Source organism: Microbacterium fluminis, from assembly GCF_051549805.1.
Classification (GTDB): domain Bacteria; phylum Actinomycetota; class Actinomycetes; order Actinomycetales; family Microbacteriaceae; genus Microbacterium.
Genome location: NZ_CP196042.1, coordinates 2395935 through 2412963 on the forward strand (window position 1 = coordinate 2395935; position 17029 = coordinate 2412963).

Here is a 17029-nt window from a genome sequence, read left to right on the forward strand (position 1 = left end):
GTCGCCTCGCGGCCGGGAGCGTCGGGCGGCGGTGCACGCCGGGCGGCTGCGCGCCGGGCAGCTGTGCGCGCGTCAGGCGGTCCGGGAGTTGTCGCGGAGCCACAGCGCCGCGCTCGTGCGGTCGGCGACGCCGATCTGCCGGAACGCGCTGCCGAGGTGCGCCTTCACGGTGCGTTCGGTGATGCCCAGCGTGCGGGCGATCTGCTTGTTCGCCATGCCCTCCGCGACCAGTTCGAGCACCTCCCGCTCGCGCGGGCTGAGCGGGTCGGCCGGTGCCACGACCTGGGTGAGGAGCACGCGGGCGACCCGCGCATCGAGGGGCACGTCTCCGCGAGCGGCGGCGCGGACGGCTTCGCGGAGGACGTCGGGCTCGGCATCCTTCAGCTGGTAGCCCACCGCGCCCGCCTCGAGCGCGCGACGCACCTGGGCGCGGTCGGAGAACGACGTCAGGACCACCACGGCGGCCTCGGGCAGTGCCGCGCGGACGCGCTTGGTGGCCTCGATGCCGTCGACCTCGGGCATGGACAGGTCCATGAGCACGACGTCCGGTCGATGGGCGAGGGCCTCCTCGACCGCCGCCGCGCCGTCGGCAGCCTGGCCCACCACCTCGATGTCTCCGGCGGCGCCCAGCATGCCGGCCAGCCCCGCCCGCACCATGACGTGGTCGTCGACGACCAGCACCCGGATCATTCGTCTCCCTCTCCGGCGTGCGGAATCCGCAGGCGCCAGGCCGTGCCGGCACCGGGGGCGCTCGACACGTCGAGGCGGGCACCGGCCTCGATCGCGAGTTCGGCGATGATGCGCGTCCCGAAATGCCCCGCCTGCGGGGTCGCGAGCGTCGCCGGATCGATCCCGATCCCGTCGTCGCAGACCTCGAGCACCACCGCGTCGCCGTGTCCGGTCAGTCGGACCTCCGCGGTCGCGGCGCCCGCGTGCGCCGCGACGTTGCGAAGACACTCCTGCGCCACGCGGTAGATCAGCCGCTCGCTCCGCTCGGACAGCGGTGGGAGCTCGGACGAGACGTCCACGCGGGTGTGCAGTCCGCGGCCGTTCACGCTGGCGGCGAGGTCGGTGAGAGCCTGAGAGATGCCCGCGCCGGCGAGGCTGCTCGGGTAGATGTCGATGAGGAGCGACCTCAGGGCGCGCACGTTGCCGCGGAGGGAGGATGCCAGCGCGCGCGCTTCGTCGGACAGGGCGGGCTCGCCCCGGTCGAGAGCACGATCGGCGACGTTCTCGGCGGCGAAGGCGGTGCCGACCAGCTCTTGGACCGGACCGTCGTGGAGCGTCGCGGCGATGCGACCGCGTTCCTGTTCGGAGGCGTCGACGGCGTGCTGCAGGAGGTTCAGGCGGTCGCGCTCGTCGCGGCGCACCCGCGAGAGCAGGCGCCACACGATGGGCGCGGTGAGGGCGACCAGGAGCAGGAGGCTGCTGACGGTGACCCCGGCGAATCCGCGCCAGAGCTCGTCGGATCGCGCGGCGACCGGCTCGTACGGCGAGTACATCTCGAACAGCAGCTGCCGGCCGTCCGGGGTCCACACCGGCCGGTAGACCTCCAGGAGTCGGCCACCGGTCTCGAAGCGGTTCTCGGAGCTGGAGAGGTCGGAGATCTCCGCGCGGGTCTGCGGATTGGCGAGCGCCTGACGCTGCGCATCGCCCAGGGGGAAGGTCTGACCGATGAGTCCGCGTTCGTCGGCATACAGCACGGTGCCCTCCGGCGACCAGATCTTCACCCGCACGACGTTGGGGCCCAGCATCCGCTCGCGCACGATCGCGTCGAGCGCGGTCACGGCGGCGGGATCGCCGTCGGCGAGTGCGTTCGTGACAGAGGGCTGGATGAGCGCCTCGGCGAACACGTCCGCGATGTTCGCCGCGTCGTTGACCGCCTCGCGCTCGGCGAGCAGCTGGGAGGCGAAGGCGCCGAGCACCCCGACGAGCACCAGGACGGCGAGCAGGCCGAGCCCGAGGCGCAGCACGACGCGGCGCGGTCGCAGCGCCGCCGTGGCGACGTCCTTCCGCTGCTGCTGCGTACCGTCGGCGATGACGGTCCAGGGTGCGCCGCCGACCCCCGCCGATGCGGACGCATCGATGGGGGTCAGAGGTTCGGTGTCAGCGCTCACTCAGCCGTGGCTCCCGCTGTGACCGGAGCCGCCCGTGTCGTCGCTGCCGTGCCCGCCGCTGCTGCCGGACCCGCTGTTCGACGATCCGCTCCCCGAGCCGCTGTTGGACGAGCCGCTGTTCGACGAACCACCGGAACCGTTCACCGCACGGTCGTCGCCGGGCTCGGTGCGCTGGTCGCGCGGGGTCTGTCCGCCGTGGTCGTCGACCGATGCCGACGGGCTGGGCGCGGGGACCGGCGCGGTGGTGCCGGCGCCTCCCGATCCGTTCACCGCACGGTCGTCGCCGGGCTCGGTGCGCTGGTCGCGGGGGATCAGTCCGCCCTTGTCGTCGACGGATGCCGACGGCGAGGGGGTGGCCGAGGGGGTCGGGGTGAGCGGCAGCACCTGTCCGGACGCGGGGACGCGCACCGGGAGGTCCTGCGAGAAGGAGGCGTTGCCCCACAGTCCGAGCACGGCAGGCACCGCCGCCAGAACGACGGCACCGCCGATGAGAAGCTTCGTCTTCATGATGTCCTCCGTCGATTGTGACCGTTGACCGGTCATGTGGCCAGATCGCGAGGTTTCGCGGTCGATGTGTCCACTCTCGGCCCGGCCGGGACGGAGCCGCCATTGCACGATGGTCGTAGTACCTCGACGACGGTGCCCGGACGGTAGACTCGTCGGCATCGACATCGATCCGGCCATCACCGGGGAGTCTTCGGAAGAACGGCGCACGCGCGTCCAGTAGAACCGAACGGGGCAGGCCCGTCACAGCCGCAGTGAGAGGGATCCGCGCTCCGGCGTCGGATACGCGGGGTGGTACCGCGGTCCTCCCCACCGGGAGGGTCGTCCTCGCAGGAAGCACCGCGACCTGCTGGAGTGAACATGACCTACCCCCGCCCATCGACCGCCGGGGCGAGCTTCGGCGCCGCCGCCGTGACCTCGAGTCCCCGGTTCCCCGCGATCGAAGCCGAGGTGCTCGAGTACTGGGCCGCCGACGACACGTTCCGCGCGTCGATCGAGAACCGCGACGGCGCGCAGGAGTGGGTCTTCTACGACGGCCCCCCGTTCGCGAACGGGCTGCCGCACTACGGCCACCTCCTCACCGGCTACGCGAAGGACCTCTTCCCGCGCTTCCAGACGATGCGCGGCAAGCGCGTCGACCGCGTCTTCGGCTGGGACACGCACGGTCTCCCCGCGGAGCTCGAGGCCATGAAGCAGCTCGGCATCACCGAGAAGCACGAGATCGAGTCGATGGGGATCGACGTCTTCAACGCCAAGGCGCGCTCGTCGGTGCTCGCGTACACGCACGAGTGGCAGGACTACGTGACCCGACAGGCCCGCTGGGTCGACTTCGAGCGCGGGTACAAGACGCTCGACACGACCTACATGGAATCCGTCCTGTGGGCGTTCAAGACGCTGCACGACAACGGACTCGCGTACGAGGGCCACCGCGTGCTGCCGTACTGCTGGCGCGACCAGACGCCCCTGTCCAGCCACGAGCTGCGGATGGACGACGACGTCTACAAGATGCGCCAGGACCCTTCGGTGACGGTGACCTTCCCTCTGACCGGCGTCAAGGCCGAGACGCTCGGGCTCACCGGCGTGCGCGCGCTCGCGTGGACGACGACACCGTGGACCCTGCCGACGAACCTCGCGCTGGCCGTGGGTCCCGCCATCCGCTACGTCGTCGTCCCGGGCGGTCCCGCGGGCGCCGCAGACGTGCACCGCGGCGACGAGCGCGCCGAGGCCGAGTCGCACGAGTACCTCCTCGCCGAGGATCTCCTCGGCGGCTACGCCAAGGACCTCGGCTACACGTCCGCCGACGAAGCGTACGCGGCGATCAGTCGCACCGTCCTCGGCGCCGACCTCGTCGACGTGACGTACGACCGCCTGTTCGACTACTACGCCGACGCCGAGGCGTGGGGCACCGAGAAGGCGTGGCGCATCCTCGTCGACGACTACGTCACCACCTCCGACGGCACCGGCATCGTGCACCAGGCGCCTGCGTACGGCGAGGACGACCAGCGGATCACCGAAGCCGCCGGCATCCCGCTCATCATGAGCCTCGATGACGGCGGGCGGTTCCTTCCGCAGGTGACCGAGGTCGCCGGAGAGCTCTGGATGGACGCGAACCGTCCCCTCATCCGGCTGCTGCGCGAAGACGGCCGGCTGCTGCGCGAAGCCAGCTACGAGCACTCGTACCCGCACTGCTGGCGCTGCCGGAACCCGCTGATCTACAAGGCCGTCTCGAGCTGGTTCGTGCGGGTCACCGACATCAAGGACCGCATGCTCGCGAACAACGAGCAGATCACCTGGGTGCCGGAGAACGTCAAGCACGGGCAGTTCGGGAAATGGCTCGAGGGCGCCCGGGACTGGTCGATCAGCCGCAACCGCTTCTGGGGGTCGCCCATCCCGGTGTGGAAGAGCGACGACCCCGCGTACCCGCGGGTGGACGTCTACGGCTCGCTCGCGGAGCTGGAGGCCGACTTCGGACGGCTCCCGCTCAATGCGGCCGGCGAGCCCGACCTGCACCGGCCCTTCATCGACGAGCTCACCCGCCCGAACCCCGACGACCCGACCGGCCGCAGCACCATGCGACGCATCGAGGACGTCCTGGACGTCTGGTTCGACTCGGGTTCGATGCCGTTCGCGCAGGTGCACTACCCGTTCGAGAACCACGACTGGTTCGACGAGCACGCTCCGGCCGACTTCATCGTCGAGTACATCGGGCAGACCCGCGGCTGGTTCTACCTCATGCACGTGCTCTCGACCGCCCTGTTCGACCGGCCCGCGTTCACGGGCGTGTCCTGCCACGGGATCGTCCTGGGCAGCGACGGCTACAAGATGTCGAAGTCGCTGAAGAACTACCCGGATGTGTCGGAGGTGTTCGACCGCGACGGGTCCGACGCGATGCGCTGGTTCCTGATGTCGAGCTCGGTGCTGCGCGGCGGAAACCTCGTCGTCACCGAGGAGGGCATCCGCGCGGGCGTGCGGGAGTTCCTGCTGCCGCTGTGGAACTCGTGGTACTTCTTCGCCACCTACGCCAACGCCAGCGACGGCTACACCGCGACCTGGCGCACCGACTCGACCGACGTGCTCGACCGCTACATCCTCGCGCTCACCGGCGACCTCGTGCGCGACGTCGCCGCCGATCTGGAGGGGCTCGACTCGACGACGGCGGCCGAGCGCCTGCGCGACTTCGTCGAGGCGCTCACGAACTGGTACATCCGCCGCTCGCGCGACCGGTTCTGGGTGGGCGTCGACCCGTCGGACGCGACCACCACCGAGGCGTTCGACACCCTGTACACGGTGCTGGAGACCCTCGCCCGCGTCGCCGCCCCGCTCATCCCACTCGTCTCCGAACGCATCTGGCAGGGGCTCACGGGCGGCCGCAGCGTGCACCTCGAGGACTGGCCGGACCCGGCATCCTTCCCCGAAGCCTCTGACATCCGCTCGGCGATGGACGCCGTCCGCGAGGTGTCGAGCGTCGCCAACGCGCTGCGCAAGCGCGAGGGCAAACGCGTGCGGCTTCCGCTCGCACGACTGACGGTGGTGACGACGGATGCCTCCGGCCTCGCGCAGTTCGAGGAGATCGTGCGCGACGAGCTCAACGTCAAAGAGGTCGCGCTGGTCGAGCTGGGGGACGGAACGGCCGCCGAGTACGGCATCACCCACCGCCTCGCGGTCAACGCCCGCGCGGCGGGTCCGCGTCTGGGCAAGCAGGTGCAGCAGGCCATCCAGGCGGCCAGGTCGGGCGACTGGGCCCAGGTCGACGGGGTCGTCACGGCGGGCGGGCTCGCGCTCGAGCCGGGGGAGTACGAGCTCGTCCTCGAGACCGCCGGACGCCCCGAGGGCGAGGCGCTCGCGCTGCTGCCGCACGGAGGGTTCGTGCTGCTGGACACCGTCACGACGTCCGAACTGGAGGCGGAGGGTCTCGCGCGCGATGTCATCCGCGCCGTGCAGGACACCCGCAAGGCGGCCGGCTTCGACGTCAGCGACCGCATCCGGCTCCACCTCCTGTTCGCCGCAGAAGGCGACGGCGACGCAGTCGGTTCCGCATTCGAGACGGCGGGAGTCGCCGGAGAGACCCTGGCGGTGCAGCACGCGATCTCGGTCGAAGGCCGCGACGTCCATGTACCGGCGGATGCTCCCGCCGACACGTGGCACCCTGTCGTGTTCGGTCACCTGCCCGAGCATGTGGCGTACGTGCCCGCGGGCACCTACGCCAACGTCGGCGGCTTCCACGTCGCCGTGACGCGGGCCGGGGCGTCCGCATGAACGACCGCGATCGCGCCGACGCCGTCTATGCGAGCCTGCTGACGCGGCAGGGCGAGAAGTGGGTGCAGCCGCGGGTCGAGCGCACCGCCCGCGTGCTCACGTACCTCGACGACCCGCAGCGCACGTACCGCGTCGTGCACGTCACGGGCACGAACGGCAAGACCTCCACCAGCCGGATGATCGAGAGCCTCCTGCGGGCGCACGATCTGCGCACAGGGCTGTTCACGAGCCCCCACCTCGAGCGGTTCACCGAGCGAATCATGATCGACGGCGAGCCCGCCTCTGATGCCGCCGTCGCCGACGCGTGGGACGAGATCGCCCCGTTCGTCGATCTGGTCGACGCCGAGCTCGCCGCTGACGGCGACGCGCCGCTGACGTTCTTCGAGCTGCTGACGGTCCTCGCGTTCGTCGTATGCGCCGATGCGCCCGTCGACGTGCTCGTGCTGGAGGTGGGCATGGGAGGCGCCTGGGATTCCACCAACACCGCCGATGGCGACGTCGCCGTGTTCACCCCGATCGCCCTCGATCACACCGACCGGCTCGGCGACACGATCGCCGAGATCGCCACGGTGAAGTCCGGCATCATCAAGGACGGCGCCGCGGTCGTGTCCGCGAAGCAGGATGCCGCAGCCGCCGAGGTGCTCCGGCGCGCCGCCGCCGCGCACGGCGCGACCATCGCGTTCGAGGGCGAGGCGTTCGCCCTCGTGTCGGACAGCCTCGCCGTGGGGGGCCAGGCGATCACGGTGCGCGGGCTGGCCGGAACCTACGCCGACGAGTACCTGCCGCTGTACGGCTCGCACCAGGCGTTCAACGCCGCGCTGGCGATCGCGGCGGTCGAGTCGCTGATCGGCGGCGCGACCCGGCCGATCGCCGGCGGGGTGCTGTCCCAGGGCCTGGCTGAGACCACCTCGCCCGGACGCCTCCAGCTCGTCGGCATCGCGCCGACGGTGCTCGTCGATGCGGCGCACAATCCGCACGGTGCGCGAGCGCTCGTCGATGCGCTGCGCACCGCGTTCGACTTCGACGAGTGGGGTGTCGTGCTGGGCGCGCTCGACGACAAGGACGTGGCCGGAATCGTGGCCGCCGTCGCCCCGGCGGCCGCACATGTGTTCGCCACGGCTCCCCGCTCCGAACGGGCCGCGCCGCCCGACACGATCGCCGACCACGTCGAGACGGCAGGACTGCCGGTCACCGTTCACGACGATCTCGACGGCGCCGCGGAGGCCGCACGCGCGTGGGCCGCGGCATCCGACCGGCGCGCCGTCGTGATCGCCGGCTCGGTCGTGCTCGCCGGAGAGGCGCTCGCCCTGTCGGCTGCCGAGGACTGGAAGGCCGGGTGGCACGAGTGAGCGCGCCCGAGAAGGCGCCGAAGCCCCGCCGCCTCCGACGGGCGCGGGGTGCGGCCGAGTCGCTCGGCTCGATCGTGCTCGGATTCGAGTCGGTGGTGGTGTTCCTCGGGGGGTTGGCGATCTTCGGGCTCAAAGCACTCCCGGCCGGTATCGACCAGTGGTGGGGGGTCGTGGCCGGTGCCGTGATGGCGCTGCTGATGATCGCCGCGTCCGGGGTGCTGCGTCATCGATGGGGCATCGTGCTGGGCTGGATCCTGCAGGTGATCGTCGGGCTCGGCGCGTTCCTCGTGCCCGCGCTGGGGCTGGTGGCGCTCATTTTCGGTGGCATGTGGGCGTATGCGACGATCAAGGGAGCATCCCTCGACGCGCGCAACGCACGTCTCGCGCACGATCCCCGCCCCGCGAACGGAGACTGACATGTCCACCGAACAGACCCTCGTCCTGGTCAAGCCCGACGGCGTCGCCCGCGGCCTCACCGGCGCCATCCTCGCCCGCATCGAGGCGAAGGGGTACTCCCTCGTCGACATCCGGCTGACCGAGCCCGATCGCGACGTGCTGGAGCGCCACTACGAGGAGCACGCCGGAAAGCCGTTCTACGAGCCGCTGCTCGAGTTCATGATGTCGGGGCCCTCGGTGGCGATCCGCCTGGCGGGCAACCGCGTCATCGAAGGCTTCCGCTCACTCGCGGGCACCACCGACCCGACGACCGCCGCGCCCGGCACCATCCGCGGCGACTTCGGACGTGACTGGGGCCTCAAGGTTCAGCAGAACCTCGTGCACGGCTCGGACAGCCCCGAGTCGGCCGCGCGCGAGCTGGACATCTGGTTCCCCTGACCTCCGCCTGACGAAGGGCCGGGCATCCGCGCGGATGCCCGGCCCTTCGGCTGTGCTCAGCCCCCGAAGATGTTCGTGAGGGCGTCGAGGCGCACCTGGGCGAGGAGGACGATGACGGCGTAGCTGAGGATCGCCAGCAGCGGTACCCACGCCATCAGGCGGTTCGCCGCGGATCGCAGCCCCGCCAGTGCGGGCACCACGCCGCTGCGCAGGAGGTGGAGGGTCACGGCGTAGAACGTGGGGATCGTCACCGCCCACGTCACCATGCACCACGGGCAGAGCGTGCCGAGCACGAAGATGCTCTGGCCGATGAGCCAGCACACGAAGCAGAACGCGAACAGCATCCCCGCCCAGAACAGCACCCAGAACCAGCGGGCGAAGCGCGCGCCCGCGAGGATCGCCATCCCGACCACGATCGGAGCGGTCCACGCTCCGAGGCCGATCAGGGGGTTCGGGAACCCGAACACGCTGCCCTGAGCCGACTCGAGGTTCGCCGAGCACTGGACCAGCACGCTGAAATCGCAGGATGCGCCTGCACCCGGGTTGGCGAGGGCATGCAGCTTCTCGAGTGTGAGGGCGAACGCGGCGGACCAGCCGATCACGCCGGCGATCACCAGCCAGACGGCCAGGACGGTCGGACGGGTGTGGGACGGCGAGGAGGGCATGCCGGGATTATCCCATCGCCGGTTGTGTCGCGACTTCGCCCCGTGCGCCGACGCCCGTCGCCCGCGGAGCGACATCCCCCGACGACTTCAGAGCCGACCGGAAACGCCGACGCCGATGCCGCCCGCTCGGCTCCGGTCCACTGTGCGATAATGGCCTCGATGCGCGCGGCCGCGCCGCGCACCGCATCGCGAAGACTTCGGGCGACAGAGCCCAGAGCAGCGCGAGCCACGGGCCCGCTGCAGACCGAGGAAGTGAGCGGCACCCACGAGCGGAGCCGCGTGAGTTTTGCCGGGCGACGCGCGGTGTCGCCCGCAGGGAGTGCGCCAGTGATGGCTGATGACACAGAGAACCGGACCGACGAACACACCACCGAGGAGCACTCCGACGCGCTGACGTCGCCGGAGTCCGTCCCTCACGACCCGGACGACCACGCGGCCGCCGCGGACGCGACCGCATCGACGGATGCCTCGTGGCCGACCTCCGTCGAGCAGATCCTGCCTCCCGAGGCCGCGGTCGAAGACGGTGGCGAGGCGCCGGAGTCCGTCGAGGTCCCCCCGACGGACGATGCCCGGCCGGAGCCGGCCGTCGACGGGGCTCCCGCAGGAGTCGATGCCGTGGAGTCCGCTCCGACCGAGCCCGAGTCGACCGAGCCCGAGCCCGAGTCGGCGCCGGAGGCGGAGCCCGCCGGCCCGATCACGGCCGTCTCGCTCGGCCTCCTGCCCGAGGTCTTCGTCTCGGCGGTCTCGACGCAGCTGATGTTCTACGCGCCGGAGGTCGTGCACCTCCCCGCCCTTCCCGGCGACGACGAGCCGGCCGCGGACGAGCCCGAATCGGCGTCGTCGCGGCGCCGCAACCGCCGTCGCGGCGGGGGAGAGGCGCGGGACGGGGCATCCGATGCCCCGCAGCAGCCTCGTCAGCGCGCGGTCGAGCTCATCACCGAGCCGCAGCGCATCAAGGGCTCGACGCGTCTCGAGGCCAAGAAGCAGCGCCGTCGCGACGGCCGCGAGGCCGGCCGTCGCCGCGCGGTCGTGACCGAGGCGGAGTTCCTCGCCCGGCGCGAGGCCGTCGACCGCGTCATGATCGTGCGCTCCAAGAACGGCCGCGTCCAGATCGCGGTGCTCGAGGACAACGTGCTCGTCGAGCACTACGTCGCCCGCAGCCAGGAGTCGTCGCTGATCGGCAACGTCTACCTCGGCCGCGTACAGAACGTGCTGCCCAGCATGGAGGCGGCCTTCGTCGACATCGGTCGGGGCCGCAACGCCGTGCTCTACTCCGGCGAGGTCGACTGGGACGCGGTCGAGACGGGCAATCAGCCTCGCCGCATCGAGCTCGCCCTCAAGTCGGGCGATCGCGTGCTCGTGCAGGTCACGAAGGACCCGGTCGGTCACAAGGGCGCCCGACTGACGAGCCAGATCTCGCTGCCCGGACGCTACCTCGTGTACGTGCCCGGCGGCGCGATGAACGGCATCTCGCGCAAGCTCCCCGACACCGAGCGGGCGCGCCTCAAGCGCATCCTCAAGGAGGTGCTGCCCGAGTCGTCGGGCGTCATCGTGCGCACCGCCGCCGAGGGCGCGACCGAGGAGCAGCTCACGCGCGACGTGCAGCGCCTCACCGCGCAGTGGGAGCACATCAGCGCGCAGGTCGCGTCGATCCAGGCGCCTGCGCTGCTGCACTCCGAGCCCGACCTGCTGGTCAAGATCGTGCGCGACGTCTTCAACGAGGACTTCACCAGGATGCTCATCCAGGGCGAGGACGCGCAGCACACGATCACCGGCTACCTCGCCAGCGTCGCGCCCGACCTCCTCGAGCGCGTCGACAAGTACGAGGGCGACGCCGACCCGTTCGACGTGTACCGCGTCACCGAGCAGATCGAGAAGGCGCTCGACCGCAAGGTGTGGCTGCCGTCCGGCGGGTCGCTCGTGATCGACCGCACCGAGGCGATGACCGTGGTCGACGTCAACACCGGCAAGTTCGTCGGATCCGGCGGCAACCTCGAGGAGACGGTCACCAAGAACAACCTCGAGGCCGCCGAGGAGATCGTGCGCCAGCTGCGCCTGCGCGACATCGGCGGCATCATCGTGGTCGACTTCATCGACATGGTGCTCGAGAGCAACCGCGACCTGGTGCTGCGCCGACTCGTCGAATGCCTGAGCCGCGACCGCACCAAGCACCAGGTGGCCGAGGTGACCTCGCTCGGACTGGTGCAGATGACGCGCAAGAAGCTGGGGCTCGGCCTGCTCGAGACCTTCAGCGAGGCGTGCGACGTGTGCGCCGGCCGCGGCGTGATCGTGCACCACGACCCCGTCGTCAAGCATCGGATGCCCGTGGGCGGGGCCCCCTCCGGCCGACGTCCCCGTGGTGGCGCGGCCCCGTCGGGTCCCACCGGAGGCACGCACGTCATCACGGAGGGCGTGAAGTCGGCGCTCGCGCAGATCGCGGCGTCGACCATCCACCACCACGACGACGAGCCCGCGACGACCGAGCCCGCACCCGCGGCCGTCCTGGTCGACGAGGCCGCCGAGAGGCCGAAGAAGCCGCGCAAGAAGCGCACACCCGCGAAGCCCGCGCCCAAGACCGAGAAGGAGGCGCTGCTGGACACGGTCCTGAACGCTCTTCCCGAGCCCAAGGCGCCCGGTCAGGGACGCTCGCGGCGAAGGGTCACCACGGCCGGTCTCACCGGCACCCCGGTGCCGCACGTGCCCGCGGAGGACTGACGCCGACACTCCGCTGACGGATGCCGGTGCTCGCCGCTCGCGCGCGGTGGGCGCCGGCATCCGTCGTCCGTGTCAGCGTCCGCGGCGCTCGCGGGCGGTGATCCGCAGCCCCGAGGCGATCAGCGCCCGCACGAGCGCGTGTCCGTCGACGTGGCGGGCCCCCGCGGCGACCAGCCGGGCGTGCGCCTCCTGCGGCACGTCGTAGTGGTCGAGGTCGAAGCTGCGCGGGGGGAGGTCGTTGGCGGCCGCGAACGCGTGCAGCTCGGCGAGGTCGCTGTCGCTCACCAGGTGCGCCCACAGGCGGCCGTGCGCCGGCCAGCGCGGATCGTCGATCAGGATCGCCATACCCGGATCCTAGGCGTGCACCGCGACACGCCCCGCACCGCTTTTGCCAGGGGGCCGGGCATCGGGTAAAGTATTCCTTTGGTGCGTCGAGGTGCTCTCATGCCTCCGCACCACGTCTTGCTCAGGCATCCGGAGCCGCGCGCTCCCCGAGGAAACAGGTATGAAGTGGTTTACGCAGTAGTGCGCGCCGGTGGTCGGCAGGAGAAGGTCCAGGTCGGCACCATCGTCGTGCTCGACCGTCAGGCGGCGAAGATCGGCGACAGCATCCAGCTCCCCGCGGTGCTGCTGGTCGACGGCGACGCCGTCACCACCGACGCCGACAAGCTCGCGAAGGTGACCGTGACCGCTGAGGTGCTCGGCGAGGAGCGCGGCCCCAAGATCGTGATCCAGAAGTTCAAGAACAAGACCGGCTACAAGAAGCGCCAGGGGCACCGTCAGGACCTCACGCGCGTCAAGGTCACCGGCATCAAGTAAGCACGAGGAGACTCAGGACATGGCACACAAAAAGGGCGCGAGCTCCACTCGCAACGGTCGTGACTCCAACGCACAACGCCTCGGCGTGAAGCGCTTCGGCGGTCAGAAGGTGCTCGCCGGCGAGATCATCGTCCGCCAGCGCGGCACGCACTTCCACCCCGGCGTCAACGTCGGCCGTGGCGGCGACGACACGCTGTTCGCCCTGTCCCCGGGCGCGGTCGAGTTCGGCCAGAAGGGCGGCCGCAAGGTCGTCAACATCGTCGCGGCCGCGGAGTAATCCGAGGCTCGTAGATCTCTGCGAGGGGGCGGGCTTCGGCCCGCCCCCTCGTTCCATTCCCCCGCTTCAGAAGGAGCACCCCGCATGGTCACGTTCGTCGATCGGGTGACGCTGCACCTGCGTGCGGGCAAGGGCGGCAACGGCTGCGTGTCGGTCAAGCGCGAGAAGTTCAAGCCCCTCGCCGGCCCCGACGGCGGCAACGGCGGCCACGGCGGCGACGTCGTGCTGGTGGCCGACCCCCAGGTCACGACGCTGCTCTCGTACCACCACTCGCCCCACCGCAGCGCCGGCAACGGCGGCTTCGGCATGGGCGACCACCGCTCGGGCGCGGCGGGGGAGCCGGTGGAGCTCGCCGTTCCGATCGGGACGCTGGTGAAGGATGCCGCGGGCGAGCCGCTCGTCGACATGATCGAGCCCGGCATGCGCTACGTCGTCGCCGCGGGCGGTATCGGCGGACTCGGCAACGCCACGCTGGCCACCCCCAAGCGCAAGGCCCCGGGTTTCGCCCTGCTCGGCACGCCCGGGTGGGAGGGCGACGTCCAGCTCGAGCTGAAGACCGTCGCCGATGTGGCGCTGGTGGGCTTCCCCTCGGCGGGCAAGTCGAGCCTCGTCGCGGCCATCTCGGCGGCGCGACCGAAGATCGCGGACTACCCGTTCACCACGCTGCACCCGAACCTCGGCGTGGTGCAGGCCGGCGAGGTGCGCTTCACGGTCGCCGACGTGCCCGGCCTGATCGAGGGCGCCAGCGAGGGCAAGGGACTCGGCCTGGAGTTCCTCCGCCACGTCGAGCGGTGCACGGCGCTCGTGCACGTGCTCGACTGCGCCACCCTCGAGCCCGGTCGCGACCCGCTCAGCGACCTCGACGTGATCCTCGCGGAACTCGCCGCGTACCCCGTGCCCGAGGGTCAGACCCCGCTGCTCGACCGTCCGCAGCTGATCGCCCTGAACAAGGTCGATGTGCCCGAGGCGCGCGACCTCGCGAATCTGGTCCGCCCCGAGCTCGAGGCGCGGGGTTTCCGGGTCTTCGAGATCTCGACGGTCAGCCATGACGGACTGCGACAGCTCACCTTCGCCCTGGCCGATGTCGTCGCGCAGCACCGTGTCATCGAGGCATCCAAGCCCGTCGCGGAGCGCATCGTGATCCGGCCGAAGGGCGCGCAGAAGGAGTTCACGATCCGCGTCGAGGGCGGAACGTACGGCGACGTGTTCCGCATCATCGGCGAGAAGCCGGTCCGATGGATGCAGCAGACCGACTTCCAGAACGAGGAGGCCGTCGGATACCTCGCCGACCGCCTCGAGAAGCTGGGCGTCGAGGACGAGCTGTTCCGCGCCGGGGCGACCGCCGGGGCGACCGTCGTGATCGGCGAGGGGGACGGCGTGGTGTTCGACTGGGAGCCGACGCTCAGCTCGGTCGCCGAGCTGATGACCGCCCCCCGCGGCACCGACCCCCGACTCGTGCAGAACCCGCGGCGCACCACCTCGCAGCGCCGCGAGCGCTATCACGAGCGGATGGACGCCAAGGCCGACGCGCGCGCCGAGCTGGAGGCCGAGCGTCTGCGCGAGCGCACCGGGGGAGACGCGGGATGACCGCACGCACCCGCGCCGACCTGGCCGGTGCGCGCAGGGTCGTGGTGAAGGTCGGCTCGTCATCGATCAGCGGGGAGAACGCCGCCAAGATCGATCCGATCGTCGAGGCACTGGCGGCCGCCCACGCCCGCGGGACGGAGGTGGTGCTGGTCTCGTCGGGTGCGATCGCGACGGGCATGCCTTTCCTCGCCCTCGATGCGCGCCCGAGCGACCTCGCCACGCAGCAGGCCGCCGCCGCGGTGGGCCAGAACGTCCTCATCTACCGCTATCAGGCGGCGCTGCGGCCTTTCGAGATCGTGGCCGGGCAGGTGCTGCTCACCGCGGGCGACCTGGAGAACCCCACGCACCGCTCGAACGCTCGACGCGCGATGGAGAGGCTCCTCGGTCTGCGCATCCTCCCGATCGTCAACGAGAACGACACGGTCGCGACGCACGAGATCCGCTTCGGCGACAACGACCGCCTCGCCGCACTGGTGGCCGAGCTGATCGGCGCCGACGCGCTCGTGCTGCTGAGCGACATCGTCAGCCTCTACACGCGACCGCCCGACGAGCCGGGCGCCGAGCCGATCGCGCGCGTCGTGTACGGAGACGACCTCAGCGGGTTCCAGTTCGGCTCGGTCGTCGTCAACAGCGTCGGCACGGGCGGTGCGGCCACGAAGGTGTCGGCCGCGCGCGTCGCGGCGGCCGCGGGGGTCGGGGTGCTCGTGACGAGCGCCGACCTGGTCGCCGAGGCCCTCCGCGGCGACGACATCGGCACGTGGTTCGATCCGAACCCCGCACCGGCGGCGCCCGCCGCCACGGGGCCGATCCGCACGTCTTCGACGCTGAGCCCCCTCGATACACTGGAACGATGACGATCACCGCCGTGGCGCCCCGCGAACGCATGCTGCGCGCGAAGGATGCCGCGCGCACCGTGGGGCTCCTCTCCGACGAGCGCAAGCGGGACGCGCTCGACACGATCTCGGCGGCGATCGAGGCGGCATCCGATCGGATCGTCGCGGCCAACGCCCTCGATCTGGAGCGCGGTCGCGCCGGAGGTCTGTCCGAAGCGCTGCAGGACCGGCTGCGCCTCGATCCCGTGCGTGTGCTCGCGCTGGCCTCGGCGGTGCGCGAGATCGCCCTGCTTCCCGATCCGGTGGGCCGGGTGCTCGACGAGCGCACGCTCGCCAACGGCGTCCGACTCACCAAAGTGGCCGTGCCGTTCGGCGTGGTCGGCTCGATCTACGAGGCGCGCCCCAACGTCACCGTCGACATCACCGCCCTCGCGCTCCGCTCGGGCAACACCGTGGTGCTCCGTGGCGGGTCCGCGGCCGAGGAGACCAACCGCGAGCTCATCGCCGTGATGCGCGACGCCCTCGCCGAGCAGGGCATCGATCCCGACGCCATCCAGACCGTCGACGACTTCGGGCGCGACGGCGCCCGTGAGCTCATGCGCGCCCGCGGGATCGTCGACGTGCTGGTGCCCCGCGGCAGTGCGCAGCTCATCGAGACGGTCGTGACCGAGTCATCCGTCCCGGTCATCGAGACCGGTGCCGGCGTCGTGCACATCGTGCTCGACGCGACCGCGCCCCTCGAGTGGGCCCGCGACATCGTCGTGAACGCGAAGGCGCAGCGGCCGAGCGTGTGCAACGCCGTCGAGACGGTACTCGTGCACCGGGATGCCGCGCAGCGCCTGATCCCGACCGTGGCGGCGGCGCTCAGCGATGCGGGCGTGACCGTGCACGGTGATGACGCGGTGCGCGCGCTCGCCCCCGCGGCCGTCCCCGCGACGGAGGACGACTGGGCTGAGGAGTACCTCAGCCTCGACATCGCGATGCGGGTGGTCGACGACCTCGACGACGCGCTGGCGCACATCCGCCGCTACTCCACCCACCACACCGAGTCGATCATCACCGAGGACGCGGCCAACGCCGAGCGCTTCCTGGCCGAGGTCGACTCCGCCGTGGTGATGGCGAACGCGTCGACGCGGTTCACCGACGGCGGCGAGTTCGGCTTCGGCGCCGAGGTCGGGATCTCGACCCAGAAGCTCCACGCCCGCGGCCCGATGGGGCTCGCCGAGCTCACCAGCACCAAGTGGCTCGCGCGCGGCTCCGGACAAGTCCGCGCCTGACCGCCTAAACTCTTCACTGCGCCCCGGCGCACCCGCTTCCCGAACGGAGTCCTGATGACCATCGCCGCCCTCGTCGCTGCCGCCGCCGCGGAGTCCGGGCACCACGCCAACGTGGCCCTCGAGACGATCGGCTACGGCATCGTGGCGCTCGTGGCTTTCGCCGCTCTCGCTCTGGTGACCCTCTCGTACCGCAACGTCGCCAACCGTCACGCGCACAAGGCCGAGGCCTACGCCCGTGCGCACGCCGACGACCTCCCGCAGGCGGGACACGGGCACGGCCACTAGGTCGAGGACCG

16 protein-coding genes are annotated in these 17029 nt (G+C 71.3%); 11 read left to right on the top strand and 5 right to left on the bottom strand.

The features are described 5' to 3' along the window. Positions 1–72: 72 nt before the first annotated feature. The 3 genes from ACSJDX_RS11590 to ACSJDX_RS11600 are packed head-to-tail and all read right to left on the bottom strand — an operon-like array spanning position 73 to position 2624. Positions 73–690, bottom strand: a complete 618-nt coding sequence (locus ACSJDX_RS11590; RefSeq protein ID WP_438352826.1) for a response regulator — start codon at positions 688–690, stop codon at positions 73–75. Continuing rightward, complete coding sequence (locus tag ACSJDX_RS11595) at positions 687–2117, bottom strand: sensor histidine kinase (RefSeq protein WP_438352827.1); 1431 nt, start codon at positions 2115–2117, stop codon at positions 687–689. Before ACSJDX_RS11595 ends, ACSJDX_RS11590 begins: the two co-directional genes overlap by 4 nt. After that, the gene (locus ACSJDX_RS11600) at positions 2118–2624 is read right to left on the bottom strand and encodes a hypothetical protein (RefSeq protein ID WP_438352828.1); all 507 of its coding nucleotides are present in this window, start codon (positions 2622–2624) and stop codon (positions 2118–2120) included. 357 nt (positions 2625–2981) lie between these two features. Between ACSJDX_RS11600 and ileS the strand changes: the two genes are divergently transcribed. Genes ileS through ndk form a run of 4 tightly spaced genes read left to right on the top strand, consistent with a single transcriptional unit; the run spans position 2982 to position 8560 of the window. Continuing rightward, positions 2982–6377: an isoleucine--tRNA ligase gene (gene ileS / locus ACSJDX_RS11605; RefSeq protein ID WP_438352829.1), complete on the top strand. Its 3396-nt coding sequence runs from the start codon at positions 2982–2984 to the stop codon at positions 6375–6377. Continuing rightward, positions 6374–7726 carry a bifunctional folylpolyglutamate synthase/dihydrofolate synthase gene (locus tag ACSJDX_RS11610; protein WP_438352830.1) on the top strand — a complete coding sequence of 451 codons (1353 nt, stop codon included), beginning with the start codon at positions 6374–6376 and terminating at the stop codon, positions 7724–7726. Before ileS ends, ACSJDX_RS11610 begins: the two co-directional genes overlap by 4 nt. Continuing rightward, a complete protein-coding gene (locus ACSJDX_RS11615; protein WP_438352831.1) occupies positions 7714–8142 on the top strand; it encodes a DUF4233 domain-containing protein in 429 nt (142 codons plus the stop codon). Before ACSJDX_RS11610 ends, ACSJDX_RS11615 begins: the two co-directional genes overlap by 13 nt. 1 nt (position 8143) lies before the next feature. Further along, entirely contained in the window at positions 8144–8560 is a 417-nt protein-coding gene (gene ndk, locus ACSJDX_RS11620; protein WP_438352832.1) for a nucleoside-diphosphate kinase, read from the top strand. 56 nt (positions 8561–8616) lie between these two features. On the opposite strand, the gene ACSJDX_RS11625 is transcribed toward ndk, so the two are convergent. Beyond that, complete coding sequence (locus ACSJDX_RS11625; RefSeq protein ID WP_438352833.1) at positions 8617–9225, bottom strand: vitamin K epoxide reductase family protein; 609 nt, start codon at positions 9223–9225, stop codon at positions 8617–8619. 330 nt (positions 9226–9555) lie between these two features. Between ACSJDX_RS11625 and ACSJDX_RS11630 the strand changes: the two genes are divergently transcribed. Further along, complete coding sequence (locus tag ACSJDX_RS11630; protein ID WP_438352834.1) at positions 9556–11940, top strand: Rne/Rng family ribonuclease; 2385 nt, start codon at positions 9556–9558, stop codon at positions 11938–11940. Between the two features lie 72 nt (positions 11941–12012). Here ACSJDX_RS11630 and ACSJDX_RS11635 read toward each other — a convergent pair whose 3' ends face one another. Next, positions 12013–12285 carry a DUF4031 domain-containing protein gene (locus ACSJDX_RS11635; protein ID WP_438352835.1) on the bottom strand — a complete coding sequence of 91 codons (273 nt, stop codon included), beginning with the start codon at positions 12283–12285 and terminating at the stop codon, positions 12013–12015. 165 nt (positions 12286–12450) lie between these two features. On the opposite strand from ACSJDX_RS11635, the gene rplU reads away from it, so the two are divergent. The 6 genes from rplU to ACSJDX_RS11665 all read left to right on the top strand — a co-directional run bounded on the left by rplU (position 12451) and on the right by ACSJDX_RS11665 (position 17018). Next, complete coding sequence (gene rplU / locus ACSJDX_RS11640) at positions 12451–12759, top strand: 50S ribosomal protein L21 (RefSeq protein ID WP_438352836.1); 309 nt, start codon at positions 12451–12453, stop codon at positions 12757–12759. Positions 12760–12778: 19 nt separating this feature from the next. Beyond that, positions 12779–13036, top strand: a complete 258-nt coding sequence (gene rpmA / locus ACSJDX_RS11645) for a 50S ribosomal protein L27 (RefSeq protein WP_438352837.1) — start codon at positions 12779–12781, stop codon at positions 13034–13036. Positions 13037–13120: 84 nt separating this feature from the next. Beyond that, positions 13121–14623 (top strand): GTPase ObgE, encoded by a 1503-nt coding sequence (gene obgE / locus ACSJDX_RS11650; protein WP_438352838.1) that lies wholly within the window; start codon positions 13121–13123, stop codon positions 14621–14623. Continuing rightward, positions 14620–15477, top strand: a complete 858-nt coding sequence (gene proB, locus ACSJDX_RS11655; protein WP_438352839.1) for a glutamate 5-kinase — start codon at positions 14620–14622, stop codon at positions 15475–15477. Before obgE ends, proB begins: the two co-directional genes overlap by 4 nt. Further along, positions 15474–16733: a glutamate-5-semialdehyde dehydrogenase gene (locus ACSJDX_RS11660; protein ID WP_438352840.1), complete on the top strand. Its 1260-nt coding sequence runs from the start codon at positions 15474–15476 to the stop codon at positions 16731–16733. The genes proB and ACSJDX_RS11660 overlap by 4 nt, the downstream gene beginning before the upstream one ends. A 54-nt stretch (positions 16734–16787) precedes the next feature. After that, positions 16788–17018: a hypothetical protein gene (locus ACSJDX_RS11665; RefSeq protein ID WP_438352841.1), complete on the top strand. Its 231-nt coding sequence runs from the start codon at positions 16788–16790 to the stop codon at positions 17016–17018. Positions 17019–17029 lie beyond the last annotated feature (11 nt).

Coding starts and splice junctions, on each gene's coding strand:
- obgE (WP_438352838.1), top strand. CDS start 13,121: ATGGTCACGTTCGTCGATCGGGTGACGCTGCACCTGCGTGCGGGCAAG.
- ACSJDX_RS11665 (WP_438352841.1), top strand. CDS start 16,788: ATGACCATCGCCGCCCTCGTCGCTGCCGCCGCCGCGGAGTCCGGGCAC.
- ACSJDX_RS11630 (WP_438352834.1), top strand. CDS start 9,556: ATGGCTGATGACACAGAGAACCGGACCGACGAACACACCACCGAGGAG.
- rpmA (WP_438352837.1), top strand. CDS start 12,779: ATGGCACACAAAAAGGGCGCGAGCTCCACTCGCAACGGTCGTGACTCC.
- proB (WP_438352839.1), top strand. CDS start 14,620: ATGACCGCACGCACCCGCGCCGACCTGGCCGGTGCGCGCAGGGTCGTG.
- ileS (WP_438352829.1), top strand. CDS start 2,982: ATGACCTACCCCCGCCCATCGACCGCCGGGGCGAGCTTCGGCGCCGCC.
- ACSJDX_RS11660 (WP_438352840.1), top strand. CDS start 15,474: ATGACGATCACCGCCGTGGCGCCCCGCGAACGCATGCTGCGCGCGAAG.
- ACSJDX_RS11635 (WP_438352835.1), bottom strand. CDS start 12,285: ATGGCGATCCTGATCGACGATCCGCGCTGGCCGGCGCACGGCCGCCTG.
- ndk (WP_438352832.1), top strand. CDS start 8,144: ATGTCCACCGAACAGACCCTCGTCCTGGTCAAGCCCGACGGCGTCGCC.
- ACSJDX_RS11625 (WP_438352833.1), bottom strand. CDS start 9,225: ATGCCCTCCTCGCCGTCCCACACCCGTCCGACCGTCCTGGCCGTCTGG.
- ACSJDX_RS11610 (WP_438352830.1), top strand. CDS start 6,374: ATGAACGACCGCGATCGCGCCGACGCCGTCTATGCGAGCCTGCTGACG.
- ACSJDX_RS11590 (WP_438352826.1), bottom strand. CDS start 690: ATGATCCGGGTGCTGGTCGTCGACGACCACGTCATGGTGCGGGCGGGG.
- ACSJDX_RS11600 (WP_438352828.1), bottom strand. CDS start 2,624: ATGAAGACGAAGCTTCTCATCGGCGGTGCCGTCGTTCTGGCGGCGGTG.